The 20,462-nt window shown below is 73.2% G+C and carries 15 protein-coding genes, 1 tRNA gene and 1 riboswitch; of the genes, 8 read left to right on the top strand and 8 right to left on the bottom strand.

Annotated elements, in window-relative coordinates; all coding sequences use genetic code 11:
- The first annotated feature begins 127 nt into the window (after positions 1 to 127).
- Positions 128 to 670, top strand: coding sequence for an NADPH-dependent FMN reductase (locus AB0G63_RS08325; RefSeq protein ID WP_360746222.1), 543 nt, complete (start codon positions 128 to 130; stop codon positions 668 to 670).
- 12 nt (positions 671 to 682) lie between these two features.
- Here AB0G63_RS08325 and ribA read toward each other — a convergent pair whose 3' ends face one another.
- The gene (gene ribA / locus AB0G63_RS08320; protein WP_360746219.1) at positions 683 to 1,330 is read right to left on the bottom strand and encodes a GTP cyclohydrolase II; all 648 of its coding nucleotides are present in this window, start codon (positions 1,328 to 1,330) and stop codon (positions 683 to 685) included.
- A 216-nt stretch (positions 1,331 to 1,546) separates the two neighbouring features.
- Positions 1,547 to 2,062, bottom strand: a complete 516-nt coding sequence (locus tag AB0G63_RS08315) for a MarR family transcriptional regulator (protein ID WP_360746216.1) — start codon at positions 2,060 to 2,062, stop codon at positions 1,547 to 1,549.
- A 66-nt stretch (positions 2,063 to 2,128) separates the two neighbouring features.
- Between AB0G63_RS08315 and AB0G63_RS08310 the strand changes: the two genes are divergently transcribed.
- The 3 genes from AB0G63_RS08310 to AB0G63_RS08300 all read left to right on the top strand — a co-directional run bounded on the left by AB0G63_RS08310 (position 2,129) and on the right by AB0G63_RS08300 (position 4,968).
- Positions 2,129 to 3,259 (top strand): dihydrofolate reductase family protein, encoded by a 1,131-nt coding sequence (locus tag AB0G63_RS08310; protein WP_360746213.1) that lies wholly within the window; start codon positions 2,129 to 2,131, stop codon positions 3,257 to 3,259.
- Positions 3,260 to 3,443: 184 nt separating this feature from the next.
- A tRNA-Met gene (locus AB0G63_RS08305) sits at positions 3,444 to 3,517 on the top strand.
- A 268-nt stretch (positions 3,518 to 3,785) separates the two neighbouring features.
- Positions 3,786 to 3,943: riboswitch (cyclic di-AMP (ydaO/yuaA leader) on the top strand.
- An 11-nt stretch (positions 3,944 to 3,954) separates the two neighbouring features.
- Positions 3,955 to 4,968, top strand: a complete 1,014-nt coding sequence (locus AB0G63_RS08300; RefSeq protein ID WP_360746210.1) for a M23 family metallopeptidase — start codon at positions 3,955 to 3,957, stop codon at positions 4,966 to 4,968.
- A 114-nt stretch (positions 4,969 to 5,082) separates the two neighbouring features.
- On the opposite strand, the gene AB0G63_RS08295 is transcribed toward AB0G63_RS08300, so the two are convergent.
- The 4 genes from AB0G63_RS08295 to AB0G63_RS08280 all read right to left on the bottom strand — a co-directional run bounded on the left by AB0G63_RS08295 (position 5,083) and on the right by AB0G63_RS08280 (position 10,535).
- Positions 5,083 to 6,387: a PrsW family intramembrane metalloprotease gene (locus AB0G63_RS08295; protein ID WP_360746207.1), complete on the bottom strand. Its 1,305-nt coding sequence runs from the start codon at positions 6,385 to 6,387 to the stop codon at positions 5,083 to 5,085.
- Positions 6,388 to 6,448: 61 nt separating this feature from the next.
- A complete protein-coding gene (gene trmB / locus AB0G63_RS08290) occupies positions 6,449 to 7,360 on the bottom strand; it encodes a tRNA (guanosine(46)-N7)-methyltransferase TrmB (protein WP_360746204.1) in 912 nt (303 codons plus the stop codon).
- A 403-nt stretch (positions 7,361 to 7,763) separates the two neighbouring features.
- Positions 7,764 to 8,975, bottom strand: coding sequence for an L-2-hydroxyglutarate oxidase (lhgO, locus tag AB0G63_RS08285; protein ID WP_360746201.1), 1,212 nt, complete (start codon positions 8,973 to 8,975; stop codon positions 7,764 to 7,766).
- A 135-nt stretch (positions 8,976 to 9,110) separates the two neighbouring features.
- Complete coding sequence (locus tag AB0G63_RS08280) at positions 9,111 to 10,535, bottom strand: MFS transporter (RefSeq protein ID WP_324783043.1); 1,425 nt, start codon at positions 10,533 to 10,535, stop codon at positions 9,111 to 9,113.
- A 684-nt stretch (positions 10,536 to 11,219) separates the two neighbouring features.
- On the opposite strand from AB0G63_RS08280, the gene AB0G63_RS08275 reads away from it, so the two are divergent.
- The gene (locus AB0G63_RS08275; protein WP_360746198.1) at positions 11,220 to 13,319 is read left to right on the top strand and encodes an asparagine synthase-related protein; all 2,100 of its coding nucleotides are present in this window, start codon (positions 11,220 to 11,222) and stop codon (positions 13,317 to 13,319) included.
- A gap of 336 nt (positions 13,320 to 13,655) precedes the next feature.
- On the opposite strand, the gene AB0G63_RS08270 is transcribed toward AB0G63_RS08275, so the two are convergent.
- Positions 13,656 to 14,414 carry a helix-turn-helix domain-containing protein gene (locus tag AB0G63_RS08270; RefSeq protein ID WP_360746195.1) on the bottom strand — a complete coding sequence of 253 codons (759 nt, stop codon included), beginning with the start codon at positions 14,412 to 14,414 and terminating at the stop codon, positions 13,656 to 13,658.
- Between the two features lie 379 nt (positions 14,415 to 14,793).
- Here AB0G63_RS08270 and AB0G63_RS08265 point away from each other — a divergent pair, with 379 nt between their 5' ends.
- A complete protein-coding gene (locus AB0G63_RS08265; protein WP_360746192.1) occupies positions 14,794 to 16,173 on the top strand; it encodes an NAD(P)/FAD-dependent oxidoreductase in 1,380 nt (459 codons plus the stop codon).
- Positions 16,174 to 16,394: 221 nt separating this feature from the next.
- The gene (locus AB0G63_RS08260; protein ID WP_360746189.1) at positions 16,395 to 18,047 is read left to right on the top strand and encodes a SpoIIE family protein phosphatase; all 1,653 of its coding nucleotides are present in this window, start codon (positions 16,395 to 16,397) and stop codon (positions 18,045 to 18,047) included.
- Positions 18,048 to 18,136: 89 nt separating this feature from the next.
- Here AB0G63_RS08260 and AB0G63_RS08255 read toward each other — a convergent pair whose 3' ends face one another.
- Positions 18,137 to 19,411, bottom strand: coding sequence for an MFS transporter (locus AB0G63_RS08255; protein WP_360746575.1), 1,275 nt, complete (start codon positions 19,409 to 19,411; stop codon positions 18,137 to 18,139).
- Between the two features lie 140 nt (positions 19,412 to 19,551).
- Here AB0G63_RS08255 and AB0G63_RS08250 point away from each other — a divergent pair, with 140 nt between their 5' ends.
- Positions 19,552 to 20,112, top strand: a complete 561-nt coding sequence (locus tag AB0G63_RS08250; RefSeq protein ID WP_360746186.1) for a MarR family transcriptional regulator — start codon at positions 19,552 to 19,554, stop codon at positions 20,110 to 20,112.
- The last annotated feature ends 350 nt before the right edge of the window (positions 20,113 to 20,462 follow it).

Here is a 20,462-nt window from a genome sequence, read left to right as displayed (position 1 = left end):
TCCATGCACGTCCCCCGATGTGTGGGAGTTACACATGTTATGGGCGGATTGTCCGGGTTCGGGGTGTGGTGCGGGGAGAGCGAGGGGGGAGGGGAGTGCCGGCGGGGTTCTGTCGTAGGTTGGGCGGATGTCCTCGCTTCCGTCGATCCTGTTGCTGTCGGGCAGCCTGCGGGCCGGCTCCGGCAACGAGGCCGTGCTGCGCACCGCGCAGGCCGTCGCCCCGTCCGTGCCGGTGCGCACGGAGCTGTACGAGGGCCTGGCGCGGCTGCCGCACTTCAACCCCGACGACGACCGGGACCCGCTGCCGGCGCCGGTGGCCGGGCTGCGGGTGGCGATCGGCCGGGCGGCCGGGATCCTGGTCTGCACGCCGGAGTACGCCGGCACGCTGCCGGGCTCGTTCAAGAACCTGCTCGACTGGACGGTGGGCGGGACCGAGATCGGCGGCAAGCCGGTCGCCTGGGTCAACGCCGCCGCTCCGGGCCGCGGCGAAGGCGCGCAGGCCACGCTGCGGACGGTGCTGGAGTACACCGGCGCGACCGTCGTGCCGTCCGCCTGCGTGCGGCTGCCCGTCAACCGGCAGGCGATCGGGGCGGACGGGCTGATCGCCGATCCGGAGACGCGGCGGGAGCTGGAGCGGGTCCTCGGACTGTTGGCGGACTCGGCCCGCTGACGGCCGCCGTCCTCAGCCCGCGGTCAGCTCCGCCAGGCTGTCCAACGGCAGCGTGTGCCGTGTCTGGAGCACCTTCGCGCGCAGGTACCGGACGTTGTGGGCGGTGGTGAACACCCCCGTGGGCACGCGGTCGCGGACGTCGATGCCGAGGGTGCGCAACTGCTCCGCCTTGTCCGGGTTGTTGGACAGCAGGTCCAGTTCGCCGATGCCCAGGGCGCGCAGCATCTGGGCGGCCGCCGTGTAGTCGCGGGCGTCCTCGGGCAGGCCGAGCGCCGCGTTCGCCTGGTAGGTGTCCAGGCCGTCGTCCTGGAGCGCGTAGGCGTCGAGCTTGTTGTAGAGGCCGATGCCGCGTCCCTCCTGGCGGAGGTAGAGCAGGACGCCGCCGCGGTCGGCGATGCGCTCGACCGCCTCGCGCAGCTGGGGCCCGCAGTCGCAGCGGGCCGAGCCGAAGACATCGCCGGTCAGGCACTCGGAGTGCAGGCGGACCAGCGGGGGCGTGCCGGGGGCCGGGGTGCCGAGGACGACGGCCACGTGCTCGCGGTCGTCGGCCAGGCCGTGGAAGGTGACCAGGTCGGCGTCGGTGCTGTAGCCGTCGTGGAAACGCAGCGGTACCCGGACGCGGGAGCGCGGCGTGGCGGCGGGGAAGTCGGGGTCGGGCATGCGGTCCTCCGGGGCCGGGGGGGCGTACGGCGCGGATGGGTGCTCTGCTTCCGTGCTTGCAGTCGCACGGGAGGTGCTTCAGATTTGAAGCAGATCCGCTGAGGGGACCCTACTACATGCTTTAAATTTGAATCAACAGGTTTGCGGCGCGGCTCACCGGCAAGCGGCGCGGCTCACCGGCAAGCGGCGCGGCTCACCGGCAAGGGGCGCCGGGGCTCACGAGCAAGGGGAGGAGCGGCGGCGCCACGGGACCTCGTCGGGGGCCGGCCGTGGGGCATCCTGGCCCTCCAGCGCCCGCGCGATCCCCGTGCAGATGTCCTCCAGCTGTCCCACCTGCTCCTCGGTGAGGTGGTCGAACAGGGACGCGCGCACCGTCTCGACGTGGCCGGGGGCCGTGCGTTCCAGCACCGCCATGCCCTCGTCGGTCAGCGCGGCGATGCTGCTCCGCTTGTCCCACCTGCAGTTCTCGCGCCGCAGCAGGCCGTCCTTCTCCAGCCGCGTCACCGCGTACGTCAGACGGCTACGGGTGATCTTCGTCTTCTCGGCGAGGTCGGTCATGCGCAGCCTGCGCTCCGGCGCCTCGGAAAGATTGGTCAGGATGGAGTAGTACAGGTGCGGCATGCCGGCGTCCTGCTGGAGCTGCCGGTCGAGCGCGTCCTCCAGGAGGTGCGTCGCCGCGATGAACGCGCGCCAGGCGCGCTGCTCGTCCGGGGTGAGCCAGCGGGTCGTCATGCCACCAGTGTAAGTTTGTTTCAAACTTGAACCAAGACCGCCCGCCTCCGAGAGTGAGCGCGCTCGATGCCGCATCCCTACGTCCTGCTGTCCGCCGCCGTCTCCCTGGACGGCTACCTCGACGACACCGGCCCCGAGCGGCTTCTGCTCTCCGGCCCGGCGGACTTCGACCGGGTCGACGAGGTACGTGCTTCCGTCGACGCGATCCTGGTCGGTGCCGGGACGATCCGGGCCGACAATCCGCGGCTGCTGGTCAACTCGGAGCGTCGCCGCGCCGGCCGGGTGGCCGCGGGCCGGTCCGCCTACCCGCTCAAGGTCACGGTCAGCGCCTCGGGGGAACTCGATCCGGCGGCGCGGTTCTGGCACACGGGCGGCGAGAAGGTCCTCTACACGACCAACGAGGGCGCCGAACGGGCCCGCGCGCTGGGACTCGCCGCCGACGTCGTCGCGCTGGGCGGCGACGTCGGCTGGCGGCCGCTGCTGCGGCATCTGCACGACGTCCGGGGAGTGCGCCGTCTCATGGTGGAGGGCGGGGGGCTCGTGCACACCCAGCTGCTCCAGCAGGGGCTCGCCGACGAGCTGCAGCTCGTGCTGGCGCCGGTGTTCGTGGGCGACCCCGCCGCGCCGCGGCTGTTCGGCCCGGGGGCGTACCAGGGCGGGCGGCTGCGCCTGCTGGAGACGCGGCGGATCGAGGACGTCGTCCTCATGCGGTACGAGCCGACGGCTCCCGGGGCGGGGGAGGTCGCCGTGGCCGCCGACCGCCACTGGCTCGCCCTCGCGTGCGAGCTGGCGGCGCTGTGCCCGCCGTCGCGGACGGCGTTCAGCGTGGGGGCGGTGGTGGTGGCCGGTGACGGCACCGAGCTGGCCCGGGGGTACTCCCGTGAGGGGGACGATCCTGTGGTGCATGCCGAGGAGGCGGCTCTGGCGAAGCTCGATCCGGACGATCCCCGGCTCGCCGGCGCCACGGTCTACAGCAGCCTCGAGCCGTGCGCCCGGCGTGCGTCCCGGCCCAAGCCGTGCGCGCGGCTGATCCTCGACGCGGGGGTCCGGCGGGTGGTGACGGCTTGGCGGGAGCCCGACACGTTCGTCGAGAGCGCCGACGGCAGTGGGCTGCTGGCGGGGGAGGGGGTCGACGTGGTCGTGCTGCCGGAGTACGCGGAGCGGGCCAAGGCGCCCAATCGGCATCTGGTGGGGTAGCGGGGTGCGTGTGGCGGCGTGGTGCGGGATGCCTGCGGCGGCCTGTCGCGGTTCGGTGGGGGTGCGCGTTGCGCCTGCGGTGCGGACAGAGTCGCCTTCCCGCCGTACGCGGCTGACGGCGGGTACCGCGGAGAAACGCGTGTGCTTGCCGTCCTGCGTATGACGTACACTGGTGACACACCGACGCGGGGTGGAGCAGCTCGGTAGCTCGCTGGGCTCATAACCCAGAGGTCGCAGGTTCAAATCCTGTCCCCGCTACTCAAGGCCGACGGCCGGGATCCTCAGAGGTCCCGGCCGTCGGTGTTTTTGCACGGTCCGTGACTGTGAGTGATGGGGCGGCCGCCCTGCGCAGTGTGATCGGCGGGGTATGTGAGGGGCCAACTCGCCCGTTTTTAGACGGTCATGGGGATGTACGTCCGACCTGGATTCGTTAATGATCAAGCGGAACGGCTTGGAAACGAGCCCCTGCGTCTATTAACGTTCGATAACGCAGCGCGGTCGTCCCAGCCGTCACAAGAGGCGGCTCCGTGCGCACGCGCCGAATCCCGCAAGGGAACCGGGGAACCACCACCCTGGGGTGAATCGCGCGAATGCCGCCGTGGGATCACGGTGGATATACGCGCGTAGGAGACCTTCCTGCTCCGAACCCGTCAGCTAACCCGGTAGGCGAGGAGGAAGGAAAGGAGCACGCCCACGTGGCGTCAAACCGGCCTGCCCCGACAGCCCCGTTCCAGCCGAGTGACACCTTCGGCTACGGCAGCTACCGCACCGACGAGGGCCCGTGGGAGGCATGGAACCCCACGGAGGACTCCGTCCGCCCCGTCCGCGGTCGGCACCGCGTCTCCAAGCAGCGCGGCGGGGGACTCGCCCGCAGCTCCACGGTTCTGGGCGTCGGCGTCATAGCCGCTGTCGGCGCGGGCGGCATGGCCAGCGCCAACACCGGCAAGCCGCCGGTGTCCATCTCCATGCCCGACCTGCCCTCGGTCGGCTCGCTGATCTCCGACGACGAGCCCGAGCCGCAGCGGTCCGCCACTCCGCTCAGCAGCGTCGGCGTGACCTCCGCGGAGAGCACCAAGGACGCCGGCGAGGCGCTGCGCGACCGCATCATGGCGCAGGCCGAGTCGCAGCAGATCCAGGTCGAGAGCAAGACGCAGCAGGCCACCGAGGCCGCCCTCGCCAAGCAGGTCGCCGACGCGGCCGAGCAGGCCGAGAAGGCGGCCGCCGCCAAGGCCGCCGCGGCCAAGGAGAAGGCGGAGGCGGAGGCCAAGAAGAAGGCCGAGGCCGCGCGTCTCGCCGAGCTGGCCAAGCAGTACACGCTGCCGACCTCCTCGTACACGATCACCTCGACCTTCGGCCAGGCCGGCTCCATGTGGTCCTCCGGCCACCACACCGGCCTCGACTTCGCCGCCCCTACCGGCACGCTCATCAAGGCCATCCACAGCGGGACCATCACCGAGGCCGGCTGGGCGGGGGCGTACGGCTACCGCACGATCCTGACCCTGGACGACGGCACCGAGCTGTGGTTCTGCCACCAGTCGTCGATCAGTGTGAGCGTCGGACAGAAGGTCAGCACCGGTGACGTCATCGGGCGCGTGGGCGCCACCGGGAACGTGACCGGCCCGCACCTGCACCTCGAGGTCCACCTGAACGGGCAGGCCGGCGGCATCGACCCGATGGCCTGGCTGCGCGGCAAGGGACTCAACCCCTGATCTCCCCTGATCCCCGGCGGTCCTGACGGCAAACCCCCCGACGTCAGGACTGCCGGTCAGGCGTGCCCGAGAACTCCGGGGACGACGCCGTCGGCCGGTCCAGGGCCTGAAGGGCTAGTGGCGGTACGGGTTGTACGCGGGGTTCGCGGGGTGCCCGTACGCCGGCCAGGGCGGTGTGACGACCGGCACCGGGGGAGCCGTCATCCTGGCCGCGTGGTCCAGTGCCGGCCGCGCGATCTCGCGCCGCCACCACAGCTCGGCCAGCAACTCCCGCTCCCGTACGACGAAGTCGGCGTCCGCGCGTCCGCGCCGTCCCCGGTGCCGCAGGAACGCCAGCGACGTCGCGTACGCCTCGTACTCGGCCACCGTCCGCCTGGCCGGCTTGCCGAAGCGGTGGCGGGCGTAGTCGCGGGCCGTCCGCCGCGCCCGCATGGAGCCGAGCGCGTACGGCTCGGCCGGCGTCAGCCAGCCGGCGAGGACGTACGGCGGCAGTTCCTCGCGCACGGTCCGCAGTTCGCGCTGCCGCGTCCAGATCACCAGCCACGTCAGCAGCCCGAACGCGGGCACCATGAAGGCCGCGTACACCGCGAAGAACCCGAACCCGCCGAACGTCGCCGAGCCGTTCCACAGCGCGTGCATGCCCATGGCGAGCAGCAGCCCGGAGAGCGGGACGAGCACACGCCGGACGTGCTGCCGTTCCGCCGAGAGCGCGGCCACGCCGAACCCGATACCGGTCAGGACGGTGAACAGGGGGTGCGCGAACGGCGACATGATGACGCGGACGAAGAAGGTCGCCGCGGTGACGGAGGCGATGCCGCGGTCACCGGTGAGCTGGTCGGTGCCGAAGGCGGTGCCGAGGTAGAGGATGTTCTCGGTGAACGCGAAGCCGGTGGCGGTGATCCCGGCTATCACCACCCCGTCGACGATTCCCGTGAAGTCCCGTCTGCGGAACAGGAACACCAGCAGCACGGCCGCGGCCTTCGCGGACTCCTCGACGACCGGCGCTATGACCGTCGCGCCGAGCGTGTCCGCGCTCGCCGGGTCCGCGGTCGACGTCGCTATCCATCTGGTCGCGAAGCTGTTGGCGACGATCGCTATCAGCGCCGCCGCGCACGCGCCCCACGCGAAGGCGAACACCAGGTTGCGCCACGGGCCGGGGGCGACCCGGTCGAGCCAGCGGAAGGCGGCCACGAGGAGCGGTACCGGCAGCACGGCGAGGCCCAGCCCGACCAGGAACCCCTCGGTGCCGGTCTGTTCGCGTACCAGGGCGAGGATGACGAGCCCGGAGAGCGCGAGCAGGGTGCTGAGCGCGCCGTAGCGCACCCACCTGCGCTGCCACCAGTGCGCGTGCCTGGCCCCGCCGCCGGCGGGGCCCCCGGCGTACGGCGGATGCGTCGGGTACGGGGGAAAGGTGGCCACGGCATCGACCCTAACGAGGCAGCGCGCCGCCCGCGACGGTGCGGGACGCGTCCGGCGCGCTTCAGGCGCCGGTGGGGGGCTGGGGCTGGTTGTGCTGCTGTACGCGGCGGAACAGCAGGTCGTTCACGACATGTCCCTTGTCCAGTCCCTGTCCCTCGAAACGGGTCAGCGGCCGGAAGCCGGGGCGCGGCGCGAAACCGCCGCCGGGCTGGGTGTTCTCGAACCCCGGATGCGCGGTGAGCACCTCGAGCATCTGCTCGGCGTACGGCTCCCAGTCGGTCGCGCAGTGCACGATGCCGCCCGGTCTGATGCGGGACGCGGCGAGATCCAGGAACTCGGGCTGGATCAGGCGCCGTTTGTGGTGCCGCTTCTTGGGCCAGGGGTCGGGGAAGTAGACGCGCAGGCCGTCGAGGGAGTCCGGGACGAGCATCTCGCGCAGCAGGATGATCGCGTCCCCGTTGCCGACCCGGACGTTGGACAGGCCGGCCTGGTCGGCGAGGTTGAGCAGATTGCCCTGGCCCGGGGTGTGCACGTCGACGGCGAGGATGTTGGTCCCCGGGTCGGCGGCGGCCATCTGCGCCGTGGCCTCGCCCATGCCGAACCCGATCTCCAGCACCACCGGGCCGGTGTTGCCGAACAGCTCGGCGAGGTCGAGCACCCGCTGCCCGTCGATGTCCAGTCCCCACTTGGGCCACAGTCGCTGCAACGCGTCCGCCTGCCCCGCGGTCACCCTGCTGCGCCGGGGCTGGAAACTCCGGATCCGCCGCTCGAAGTGCGACCCGGCGGGATCGGCCTGCGGCCCGTCCGGGAACCGCGGTTCCCCCTTGCCCCGGGCACGCGGGAAGGACGCGCCCGCACCGGGGCCGGGGGCGAGGCGCTCGCCGGCCACGGGGGCGGGGCTGTGGTGCTCGCCGGCCACGGGGGCGGGAGCGGCGGGGCGGGGGGTCTCGGGGGCGTTGCGGGAGTCAGACACAGTGCGGTCGATTTTACGTGCGCGGTTCGGGGTGGTGGGGGCGTGCTTTCGGGCGGGGGTGGTGGGGGCGCGGTTCCGGTCTGGGGCGCGTCGTCGTCCGGTGGTGGTGGGTGGGGGTGCGTCGTCGTCCGGCGGTGGTAGGTGGTAGGTGGTGGGTGACGGGTGCCGGGTGGGGGTGCATGGTCGTCCGGCGGGTAGGTGTGCGGTTCCGGCCGGTGGGTGCGTGGTCGGCCGGGGGCGTCTCTCCCGTTGGCCGGGCTGACCGGCTGTGGTCCTCTGTCGGCTGCCCAGCGGCCGCCGGGGTGTGGGCACGGGCCCGGTCGGCCGGTCGATGGCCGTCCGGTGGTTGCTGCACGCCGGCCTTCCGGTCGGCCGGTGGCGGCGTCCGGGTCCCGGGCCGGGCTCAGTCGCCGCCCAGTGCGGCCAGTGCCCTGCGGGCCACCTCCCGGCCGATCGGCAGGGACGCCGTGGCCGCGGGGGAGGGGGCGTTCAGGACGTGGATCGCGCGCGGGCCCTCGTGGATCAGGAAGTCGTCCACCAGCGTCCCGTCCCGCAGCACCGCCTGCGCCCGCACTCCCGCCGCCGCGGGCACCAGGTCGTCCTCCGTCACCGCCGGCAGCAGTCTGCGCACCGCCGCCGTGAACGCCCGCTTGGACACCGACCGGCGCAGCTCGCCCGCCCCGTAGCGCCAGTGCGCGCGGGCTATCCGCCAGGACCCCGGCCACGCCAGCGTCCCCGCCACCTCCCGCGGGCGTACGACGCCCCAGCCGTAGCCCTCGCGGGCCAGCGCCGGCACCGCGTTCGGTCCGACGTGGACGCCGGAGTCCATCCCGCGGGTGAGGTGCACCCCGAGGAACGGGAACGCCGGATCCGGCACCGGGTACACCAGTCCCCGCACCAGCTCGGGCCGCGCCAGCTCGTAGTACTCCCCGCGGAAGGGCACGATCCGTACGTCCGGGTCGTCCCCGGTGAGCCGCGCCACCTCGTCGCAGTACAGGCCCGCGCAGTTCACCAGCACACGCGCCCGTACGACGTCGCCGGCCCGGGTCCGCACGGCGACGCCCCGCTCCGGGCGCCGGTCGATCCGCTCCACCTGGGCGCCGTAGCGGATCTCCGCGCCCGAGGCGTGGGCCAGCTGCCGGGCCACGCCGACGTAGTCGCACACCCCGGTCGTGCCGACGTGAATGGCCGCCAGGCCCCGCACCTCCGGCTCGTACTCCGCGATCTGCGCCGCACCCAGTTCCCGCACCGGGATGCCGTTCTCCCGGCCGCGCTGGACGAGTGCGTGCAGCCGGGGCAGCTCCGCCCGCTCCGTGGCGACGATCAGCTTTCCGGTGACGGCGTGCGCGATGCCGTACTCGGCGCAGAACTTGACCATCTCGGCGGCGCCCCGCACCGCGTACCGGGCCTTCAGCGACCCGGGTCGGTAGTAGATCCCGCTGTGGATGACGCCGCTGTTGCGCCCCGTCTGGTGCCGGGCCGGGCCGGGCTCCTTCTCCAGCACCGTCACCCGCGTGCCCGGTGCGGCACGCGTGATCGCGAACGCGGTCGACAAGCCGACGATCCCGCCGCCGACGACGAGCACGTCGCAGTCGTAGACCTTTCCGGTCCGCACCTGGCACCACCTCCCGCATCCGATAGTGCACTGCGCCACTGACAGTGCCTTCAAACGTGGTGCCCGGTAACGCGGTGCCTTCGAATACGGTGCCTTCCTATACGGTGCCTCGGACGCGGCGGATCGCGGGGGCCGCTACGCCGGGGCCATCAGCAGGGGCCGGGCCCGCTCCCGCAGCTCCGCCACCCGCGGCTCGTCCCCGTACGGCTCCAGGCGGTGCAGGAGGTCCTTGACGTACTCGGTGGTGCGCGCGGACGAGATGCGTCCGGCGACCTCCACCGCCCGCACGCCCTGCTCGCACGCCGCGTCGAGGTTGCCGGACTCCAGTTCGGCGACCGCCGAGACGACCAGCCGGAGCCCGTGCGAGCGCACGAACTCCTCCGTCGGCTTCGACAGGGCCTGCTCCGTGAAACGGCGCACCTGCCGCGGCGCCTTCAGGTCGCGGTAGCACTCGGCGGCGTCGGCGGCGAACCGGTCGTAGGAGTAGAAGCCGAGCCAGGACGGGTCGTTGTCGCCCTCCCGGGACCGCTCCAGCCAGCCCTCGGCCGCCTTCAGGGCCGCACCGGCGGCCTGCGCGTCGCCCGCGCGGGCGTGCGCGCGTGCCTCGACGAGGCGGAAGAAGCTCATGGTGCGGGCGGTCGCCAGGCCCCGGTTGCGCTCCAGCGCGGCCTGCGCGAGGTCGACGCCCTCGTCGCCGAAGCCGCGGTAGGTCGCCTGCAGGGACATCGACGCCAGGACGTAGCCGCCGAGGGGGACGTCGGCGGCGGCGCGGGCGAGCCGCAGCGCCTGGATGTAGTACCGCTGTGCGGCCTCCTGTTGGCCGGTGTCGAAGGCCATCCAGCCCGCGAGGCGGGTGAGTTCGGCGGACGCCCCGAACAGGGCCCGGCCGACCTCGTCGGAGTACGCGCCGAGCAGCAGGGGCGCCGCCTCCACCCGCAGGCACTCGGGCACCATGGACGAACGCCAGTCGCCGCCTCCGTACTTGGAGTCCCAGCGCCTGGCGTCCTCGGCGGCCTCCCGCAGCTTCCGCACGTCGCTGTGGCCGACTTTCAGTGATGCGCCGGACCCCTCAGCGGAGTTCGCCTCGCGCGCCACCGAACTGTCGGCCGGGGTTATCAGCCACCGCGAGGCGGGTGTCGCGTACGCGCTCACCGCGAACGAGCCGGCCAGTGACTGCCAGATGCCGCCGGAGCCGGCGCGCCGGCCGGCGAGGTCGAGCCGGTACAGCTCGGTCGCCGACTTCACCGCCTGCGCGACGTCCCTGGGGAAGGCGAGGCCCACCTCCGGCGCGGGATCGGCGTCCGCCAGCCCTATCTCGTGGAGGGGCACCGGACGGCCGAGCTTCTGCCCGATGGCGGCCGCTATGAGGTGCGGGGCGGCGCCCTGCGGCACCATCCCCTTGGACACCCAGCGCGCCACCGAGGTCTTGTCGTAGCGAAGAGTCAGCCCGCGTTGAGCGCCAAGGTCGTTGACGCGTCGCGCGAGGCCCGCGTTGCTGATTCCCGCGAGGGCGAGAACGGCGCCGAGTTTTTCGTTCGGCCCGCGTTGCTCCCTGGACATGCGCCACCCCTCGACACAGACGGCTGCCGCGCTGGCATAACCACGCGGCATTCGTAAACCCAGCGTAGTTCGCCGCATCCCAAGCGTTAAGGGGCTTTGTTCCGGATGGCGGGATTGTGGTCCGTACTGAAGTGCGGGCCCGATACGCGCAGTTGCGTCGTGCTCCCGGCCGTGTGGCCGTGCGCCCGTGCGTGCGCTCTTCTGCGGCCGGCGGGGGAGCGCTTGCATGGATCGTGCGTGGGTCGGCCCGCTGTACTGGATCCAGTGGGCTGGGGGACACCGCCGCCTTCATCCCCGCGGGCGGCGGAACGGTCCGGGAGGCGATCTCCGTCTCCCGGACCGCGTGCGCGGTATACGGTGCGCGGAGCCTGTACGGAGCGTGGCCCGCGCCTGTCCGCGTGCCGCCGATTTGGCCGAAAATCGCCCCTGCTCTCCCGGGCGATCACCGCTCCCACCACGGTACTTGAGGGCGCGAAGGGCGTTTTCGGGGCGCGCTACGGGGGCGCATTCGCGTCGCGGATGCCTTGTGCGGCGCGGGTGTCCGCGCCTCCGGCCGGTTCGGCGCGGGTGCGCGCCCGGTGGATCTCGTGCGGCGCCGCCACGCCTCCGGCGCGCCTCCTTCATGGCAGCATGGGGAACCGGTTCGTACGGTGCACTGGTTGTCCACAGCCTGTGGAGGCGTCGATGCGGTGGTTGGTGGGATGGAGCAGCACCGCCGCGGGCACCTCCGGGACCGGTTCCGCGGGGTCCACCGGGCACGACGGCGAGACCGTGCACCCCGTCGGTTCCCAACTCCTGTGGGGCGACCCCGATCCGCTGTGGGCGGTCGGCGACTGGCGCCCCGACGAGGTGCGGGTGGTGAAGGCCGACGCCCGGACCCGGATCGCGGTCCTGGGCACCTGCGGGGCCTCCGACGAGCAGCTGCGGGTGGCCCTGTTCGCCGCCCGCGGCGGCGCGCTGCGCCATCTGACGGCCTGGCCGGGCAGTTACACGGCCGTCCTCCAGGTCGGCCGCAGGATCACCGTCTGCGGCGACCTCGCGGGCGCGCGCCCGGTCTTCCACACCCCGTGGGCGGGCGGCACGGCGTACGCGACGGCCGCGCTGCCGCTGGCCGACCTCACCGAGGCGAACCTCGACTTCGGCCACCTCGCGGCCCTGCTGGCGGCCCCCGACGTGCCGGCCGCGCTGCACGACTCCACGCCCTACGAGGGCGTACGCCGCATCCCGCCGGGACACGCGCTGATCCTGCGCGCCGGGGCGCGCGAGATCGCCGGCTACGAGCCGGTCGCCTCCCTCGCGGTGGCGGCGCCCCCCGCCGACCCCGACAGCGCCCTCGACGCGGTGCGCGACGCCCTGGTGGACGCGGTACGCGCCCGGCTGGCGGCGCCCCGGCACGTGCCCGGCGCCGACATGGACCCCGGACCCGTGCCCGGCATGGGCCCCGCGGAGCGCCGCGCCGCGCGCGGGATGCCGGTCGCCGGGATCGGCGCCGACCTCTCCGGCGGGCCCGCCTCCGGCACCCTGGCCCTGCTCGCCGCCGGGCTGCCCGGCAGGCCCGGCACCCTCCTGGGCCACGGCACGGGCGCGGGCGAGCGCCTGCTGGCGGTCACCTTCAACGACCTGGCCGTCGGCGGCCGGGAGGCCGAACTGGAGCGGGCGGGCACCCTGGCCGCCAATCCCCGCCTGCACCACGTGGTCGTCACCGGCGGCGAGGAGCTGCTGCCGTACGCCGACCTGGACGGTCCCCTGACCGACGAGCCGGGCCCCAGCCTGGTCACCGCGGCCCGCCACCGGGCCCGCCTGGCCGCCGGCAGCGCGGACCACTTCACCGGATACGGCGCGCGCCAGGTCCTGGACGCCCACCCCGCCCGCCTCGCCGACCTCCTCATGGACCGCAAGCGCCGCCACCTCGTCCGCCCGGTCGCCGCTCTCGCCAAGGCGGACGGCTCGGTGCTGGTCCCCGCGCGCGTGTACACCGCGGCGCGCAAGCTCGCGCGGACGTCGTACCGCGCGGGGCTCGACCTGCTCGCCGAGCGCCTGATGCAGCGCCGCTTCGACGAACCCGGAGGCGCCGTCGGGGCGTCGCTCGCCGCGCTGACATGGGCCAGACCGGGACCGGCGGCGCGCTGGCTGACCGGGGAGGCGCTGGCTGAAGTATCGGTTCGCCTGCAGGCCTCCACGAGCCGCTCCGGAGTCGGGCCGGGGCAGCGTCCCGGCGACTACCGCGCGCGTGCGGCCCTGGCACGGCAGGCGGCGGACCTCCGGGTCCTGGAACAGGCCGCCGAGATCCGCTCCCAGCGGCTGCACGCGCCCTTCCTCGACAACCAGGTCGTCCGCGCCTGCCGGGCCCTGCCCGAGGCCCTGCGGGTGCAGCCCGGAGCCCGCGCCGCCATCCTGCGTACGGTCCTGGAGGGCGCCGGCGTCAGCGACCTCCCGCCCGGCTGGGGCGCCCCTTCCCAGGCGCCGGCGGCGGTCGCCGCCCGCACGGGGCTGCGGGTGGCCGCGGACTCCCTGATGTCCCTGTTCGCCACGCCGCTGCTCGCGGAGGCCGGCCTGGTCGAGGCGCGGGTGGTCCGCAAGGCGCTGCGGGCGGCCGCGCAGGGCGAACCCCTGCCGCTGGACGGCCTGGCCGACCTGGTCTCCCTGGAACTGTGGCTCGGCCGCCTCCTCGCCCGCCGCGGCACCTGCTGGACCGGCACCCCGGCCCGCCAGCGGGCGGTGCCCGCGGGCATCAGCCCGCAGCGGGGCGCGCTGGCCTCGGGCGAGCGGGCCGGGAGCATGTAGCAGCGGCGGCATGGCGTGCAGCAGCCGCGTGGCGTGCAGCAGTGGCGTGGCGTGTCGCAGCCGCGTGGCGCGTAGCGGCTGCTGTGGACGGCCCGCGCGGAGGCATACGGCGGCCACGGGACGCCGTCTTCCCGGTGTCCCCTCCGACCCGCTTCCGCTGCGGGCGACGTCGCCTTCGGTAGGCACCTGCCGTGACCGTGACCGGCGCCTGCGCCGCGTCACCGATGCCCGTACCGTCGGTGTCCGCGTCACCGGCGCCCAGTGATCCGCCCGCCCGGCGACGCACCGCGGTGCGTGCGGATCGGCGACGGGGCCCGGGGGCTCGGGGCCGCGGGCTCAGGCCGGGCGCGACCGCAGCCCTTCCAGCAGGATGTCCAGCAGCCGCGCCGAGGCGGCCGCCTGCATCGCCGCGTCCGGCAGCGAGGGAGCCGCCGTCGCGATCACCAGCAGCACGTCCGAGACCGACACGTCCGGCCGCAGCTCACCCGCCGCGCGCGCCCGCTCCACGAGCCGGCCCACGACCTTCAGCAGCTCCGTCGCCCCCGTGTCGTCGTCCGCGGCGGCCGCGGGACCGTCCTCCGCGACCAGCCGCAGCTCACCGGCGCCGGCCTGCGCACGCTGCTGCGGGACCGGAGACTCGTCGAGCACGGCGCTCTCGTCCGCCACGCCCACCCGCAGCACCTGCGGCGGCAGCAGCCGCCCGGCGCCCGAGGCCACCGACGTCCGCAGGAAGCGCGCGAGCGCCGACCACGGCTCGTCCTCCTGGCCGAGCGCCGCCCGGGCCTGGTCCGTCAGCCGGGAGGTCTCCTCCTCGGCTATCCGGCGCACCAGGACGTCCTTGGAGGGGAAGCGCCGGTACACCGTGCCCACGCCCACCCGTGCCCGCCGCGCCACGTCCTCCATCGGCGCGCCGTACCCCAGCTCGCCGAAGACCTCGCGCGCCGCGCGCAGTACGTGTTCGAGATTGCGCTGTGCGTCCACGCGCAGCGGCGTCGTCCGCGCTCTGTCCGCGCGTCCGTTGCCCGCCGCCGCGCTCATCATGCCGCCCGGTGCCAGAGCGGACGCGGCCGACCAGTGCGAGTCCTGAATGCTCATAAGTGATCCCCCGGTAATGACGTCTCCCCCCGGAGACTCTCCCCGCAGCTGAAGGCGGAGCGCGCGGGGAATCCTGGACCACCGGTCCGCCCGTCACGGACTCCGGATCCGAAGAGCGCATCCCCCTACACCCCGTCGTCACGAACATAGTTGAGAGGGAGTCAATTCAGAAGGGGCAGGTTCCGCACGGAGCGCCCACCGATCGGAGCACGGGTCGTGAACGTCCCGATTGGTCCCCCTCGGCGTCCCCGGCGCATGCCCGCTGACCTGGGCGCCTTCGGGGGACTTCGGCGATTCGGCCAACTCCGGGCGGCGTCGGCCCCGCGTCACTGACCCTGTCGGGGCTGTGGACAAACGCACGCGCCGGGTGCGTCATGGGATGGTGAAGGAACGTGCGCGCATTCTCGTTGTCGGCGGCGGCTACGTCGGGATGTACACGGCCCTGCGTCTGCAGGGGAGGCTGAAACGCGAGCTCAGGCGCGGTGACATCGAGATCACGGTGGTCACCCCCGACCCGTACATGACCTACCAGCCGTTCCTCCCCGAGGCGGCCGCCGGGTCCATCTCCCCGCGCCATGTCGTCGTCCCGCTGCGCCGCGTCCTCGACCTGTGCCACGTCGTCGTCGGCGAGGTCCGGTCCATCGACCACGCCAAGCACACCGCGTCCTTCACCACCCTCGCCACGGCGGAGGAGGGAACGGGCCCCACGCAGTTGACGTACGACGAACTGGTCCTCGCGCCCGGGTCGGTCTCCCGCACCCTGCCCATCCCCGGACTCGCCGAGCACGCGATCGGCTTCAAGTCGGTCGAGGAGGCCATCGGCCTGCGCAACCACGTCATCGAACAGCTGGACATCGCCTCCTCCACCCGTGACCCCGCGATCCGCGACGCGGCCCTGACCTTCGTCTTCGTCGGCGGCGGATTCGCCGGCGTCGAGGCGCTCGGCGAACTGGAGGACATGGCCCGCTACACCACGCGCTACTACCACAACGTCGAACCCGGCGACATGAAGTGGATCCTCGTCGAGGCCACCGACCGCGTCCTGCCCGAGGTCGGCCCGGAGATGGGCCGCTACACGGTCTCCGAACTGCGCCGGCGCAACATCGACGTACGCCTCGGCACCCGCCTGGAGTCCTGCGCCGACCGCGTCGCCGTCCTCAGCGACGGATCCCGCTTCCCCACCCGTACGGTGGTGTGGACGGCCGGCGTGAGACCCCACCCGCTGCTCGCCGCCACCGACCTCCCGCGCACCGAACGAGGTCGGCTGAAATGCACCCCTCAGCTCACCATCGAGGGCGCCCCGCACGCGTGGGCCGCCGGAGACGCCGCCGCCGTCCCCGACGTCACCGCCGGAGGACCCGGCAAGGAGACGGCCCCCAACGCCCAGCACGCGCTGCGCCAGGCCAGGCTCCTCGGCGACAACATCGCCCACTCCCTGCGCGGCGAGCCCCTGGAGACGTACGCCCACCGCTACGTCGGCTCGGTCGCCTCACTCGGCTTCCACAAGGGCGTCGCACACGTCTACGGGCGCAGGCTCAAGGGCTACCCCGCGTGGTTCATGCACCGCGTCTACCACCTCAGCAGGGTGCCCACCTTCAACCGGAAGGCCCGCGTGCTGGCCGAATGGACGCTGGCGGGCCTCTTCAAACGAGAGATCGTCTCCCTCGGATCGCTCGAACATCCTCGAGCGGAGTTCGAACTCGCGGCCGGTGGAAAGCCTCCTACCGACCCGACGTCCGACCCGAAGGGGTCGTCCTGACCGGACCCAGGAACTCCTGCGCCCGGGTGGGCGTCTGACGGGTGTCGACCCGGTGGGCGACCCTGCCAGACTGATCCCCGCCGCTCGGGCGAGCATCCGCTCGCCCTTCGAACCCAGAGGCTTTCCACTGTGCTGCTTCCCGGGGACGCCAACCCCCCACCCCCAGGCCGGATCCGGAGCCGGTCCAAGACGCCGAAGACGACGACACGAGGCAAGGATTCGTGAACTTCACGCGCTGGAGCGCCCGGCTCCCCGGAACGCAGCGCCGCGCCGCAGCGCGGACCGACCACGTGATCGCCCGCGAGGGGTCCGTGCCCACGGCCCGCGCCGAACACCTCACCGACGAGCGCCCGCTCGTGCCCGCCGTCGACGAACTCCCCGTCCGTGACGTCCTGGACCGTGTCCCCGCCCTGGTCGCCCTGGTCCACGGCCCCGACCACCGCGTCGCCTACGTCAACGACAGCTATACGGCGGCCTTCGGCGCCCGCCCCCTCGGCGCGCCCGCCCGCGACGCCCTCCCGGAACTCGACGAGCTGGGCCTGCTGCCCCTCCTGGACCAGGTCCTGCGCAGCGGGAAACCCCGCACCCTGAAGTCCCGCAAGGCCCCCGACGGCCGCTCCTACACCTTCACCTGCACCCCGGTGGCGGAGGGCGACGGCCACAGAGGCCCGGGCGGCCCCGGTGTGCTCGTGTTCGCGACCGACGTCACCGACCACGCCGAGGCCGCCGAACGCCTGCGTGCCAGCGAGCGCCGCCAGCGCGAGACGGCGGTCACCCTCCAGTGCTCCCTGCTGCCCCAGGAACTGGAACAGCCCGACGACCTGCGCGTCGCCGCCACCTACCAGCCCGGCGGCACGGAGGCCGCCGTCGGCGGCGACTGGTACGACGTCATCACCCTCGGCGGCGGCCGCACCGCCCTGGTCATCGGCGACGTCATGGGCAGGGGCGTGCGGGCCGCGGCCGTCATGGGCCAGCTGCGCACCGCCGTCCGCGCGTACGCCCGCCTCGACCTGCCCCCGCACGAGGTCCTCCAGCTCCTCGACGGCCTCGCCACCGAGATCGACGCCAACCAGATCGCCACGTGCGTGTACGCCATCCACGACCCGAACGAGGGCCGGCTGGTGTACTCCTCGGCCGGTCACCTGCCGATCCTGGTCCGCGACGAGAACGGTGACGTCTCGCGCGCCGACGAGCCGACCGGGCCGCCCCTGGGCACCGGAGGCTGGGTGCACGCGTCGGGCTCGATCGCGCTGGGTCCCGGTTCCACGGCGGTGCTCTACACCGACGGCCTCGTGGAGCGGCGCGACGAGGACCTGGACGAGGGCATCGCGGCACTGGAACGCGCCCTGGCCGGCGCGACGGGCTCCCCGCAGGTCGTCTGCGACCGCCTGGTCCGCTCGGCGGGCGTCACCGCCGGTCACGACGACGACGTGGCGGTCCTCGTCCTGCAGCACCCCGCGCGCTCGGGCCCGGACAGCGAACTGTTCCGCAACGCCGCCCTGGAACTCCTCGGCGGGGTGGAAGCGGCCCCGCGCGCAAGGGCGTTCGCCTCCGGCGTCCTCACCAGCTGGCGCTTCCCCACCGAACTGCACGACCTGGGCGTCCTGGCCGCCAGCGAACTGGTCGCCAACTCCCTGCAGCACGGCACCCCGCCCATGCGCCTGCGTCTGCGCCGCACCGATCGCCGGCTGATCATCGAGGTCACCGACGGCGACGACCACCTCCCGCGCCGCCGCCGCGCGGAACCGGGGGACGAGTCGGGCCGGGGCATCGCCATCGTCGCGACGATCGCGTCCAGCTGGGGATCGAGACGGACACCGGGCGGCGGCAAGGCGGTCTGGTGCGAGTTCGTCCTGCCGAAGGCGGCGGCCTGACCGGGGCACGAAGGCGGCCGCCCCGCCGGAAACCGGAGGCGGCCGCCACCCGGAGGTGACGGCCGCCGCCCACTCAGGCCGCAGCCCGCTCAGGCCTCCGCGGGCACGGCCTCCGCGGCCGCTCCGCCCCGGGTGACCACCCGGCTCCTGCCCCGCCACGGATGGTCCTGCGCAGGGGTGAGCAGCCGCCCCAGCCGCACCGCCAGGACGCTGATCCCCAGCGAGAACAACAGGAACGTCACGACGTACGGCCCGTGCAGCGAGGCCGCCATCGGCCCGCCCACCGCCGGCCCGACGGCCAGCGCGAGCTGCTTCACCAGGGCGAAAGCCGAGTTGTACTGCCCCGCCAACCCTTCCGGCGCGAGATCGGCGACCAGCGGCGCGACCGTCGGCGACAGCATCGCCTCACCGAGCCCGAACAGGGCGTACGTCGTGACGAACGCCGCCGTCGCCATCTCCCGGCTGCCGTGCCCGAGCCCGGCATACCCGGCCACGGCCCAGGCCACGGCCCAGATCAGACCGACGCCCGCGATCACCCGGGACCGCCGCCGGCGCTCGACGAACTTCAGCACGGCGAACTGCGCGACGACGATCACCAGCGTGTTGGCGGCCAGCGCGGTGCCGAGCGCGGACGTCGAGATCCCGGCGGCCTCGACCCCGTACGCGGCCAGCCCCGACTCGAACTGCCCGTAGCAGGCGAAGAACAGCACGAAGCCCAGCACCGACAGCTGCACCATGGCCCGGTTGCCGAGCAGCTGCTTCCAGCTGCCCCGCGCCGAGCGCGCCGGTGCGCCCTCGACGCGCGGCGAGCGCGGCATCCGCACCGTCGCCATCACGGCCACCAGCAGCAAGAACACCGCCGCCTCGATCGAGAACAGCAGGGTGAACGACGCGACGCGCGTAGAGTCGACGAGATGGCCGCCGATGAGCCCGCCGACGCCCAGCCCCAGGTTCTGCAGGAAGAACTGCACGGCGAACGCCCGCGACCTGGTGTCCGCCGTCGAGCAGTCCACGATCATCGTCGCGAGCGCCGGCTGCATCACGGCCTGCCCGGCCCCGAGCGCGGCGGCCGACAGCAAGACAGCCGTCGCGTCACCCGCGAGTCCCAGGCTCAGCGCCCCCGCGGCGGCCGTGACGAGGGCGGCGAGCAGCACCGGCAGCGGGCCGCGCCGGACGATGGCCCGCCCGGCGAACGGCAGCACGACCAGCGCGGCCACGGCGAACACGGCGAGCACCAGGCCCGCCGTCATGGCGCCCAGTCCCCGCACCTGCGCCACGTAGACGTACAGGTAGGGGACCGTGAAGCCGAGGCCGAAAGCGCTGAGTGCGTTGCCCACGTGGATCCGGCGCATCGCTGCGCCCATCGCCCTGGTCACGTTCACCTCTCTCACACGGTTGGTGCGGTCAGTACTTAGCACCAAAGACTTCAAAGCTAAAGTTCGAAGCTAAACATTACATCCCGAAGGACTTCAACGCCAACCGGCCCCATGCGATACTTGGGCCCATGGGCGACACACCCGGCACCCTCGGCCTCAGCGGCGAGCCGACCCTCGACGAGCAGATCGCCGCCTACCAGCGCGAGTTCCGGGACCTCGACCCCCAGGTCGAGAAGATCGTCTCGGCGCTGTCCCGCCTGAACCGCCGCATGAACGTCGCCTACGGCCGCCAGACCGCCGCCCTCGGCATCAGCAACGCCGAGTGGGAGGTCCTCAAGGCCCTCGTCCTGTCCGGCGCCCCCTACCGCCTGGGCCCGAGCGACCTCGCCAAGCGCCTCGGCCTGACGCCGGCCGCGATGACCCACCGCATCGACCGCATGGTCACCGAGGGCCTGGTCACCCGGGAACGCGACGAGTCGAACCGGGTGCGGGTGATCGTCGAGCTGACCGCGGAGGGCCGCGAGAAGTGGCTCGAGGCGATGCGCCTGGCGTCGGTCTTCGAGGAGGACCTGCTCCAGGACCTCAGCCCGCGGGAGCGCACGGCCCTCGGTGAGGTCCTCACCCGCCTGCTGCGCAGGGTGGAGCACGCGCAGCCGGACGCCGGCGGGCGTCTCAGCGACCTCGACTAAAAGATCTTGACAGGGGGCGCTTGACAGCCCCCTCGGGTATCCGTAAGGTTCTTCGGGTTGCCGCGGGGGCGTAACGCTTCTGCGACAGCACCTCCGCCGCGCTAGCGGCACCAAACCACAGCACGACCTTTCCCAGCCGGGATGAATTCGGCGTTCCCGAATTCTGCTCGAATTGGGGGCCGGCAGCCCGATTAGGAACTGCCGACCGGATCCGCTAAGGTTTGAGACGTCGGAACGGCCCAACGGCCGGGAAGGCAACTCCCGCTGACTGGGAATCAGACGCCGAAAGGATCTGATAGAGTCGGAAACGCAAGACCGAAGGGAAGCGCCCGGAGGAAAGCCCGAGAGGG

Source organism: Streptomyces sp. NPDC020996, from assembly GCF_040641355.1.
GTDB lineage: Bacteria > Actinomycetota > Actinomycetes > Streptomycetales > Streptomycetaceae > Streptomyces.
The sequence above is the reverse complement of the archived record's forward strand: the minus strand, read 5'-3'. Positions and strand labels throughout refer to the sequence as shown.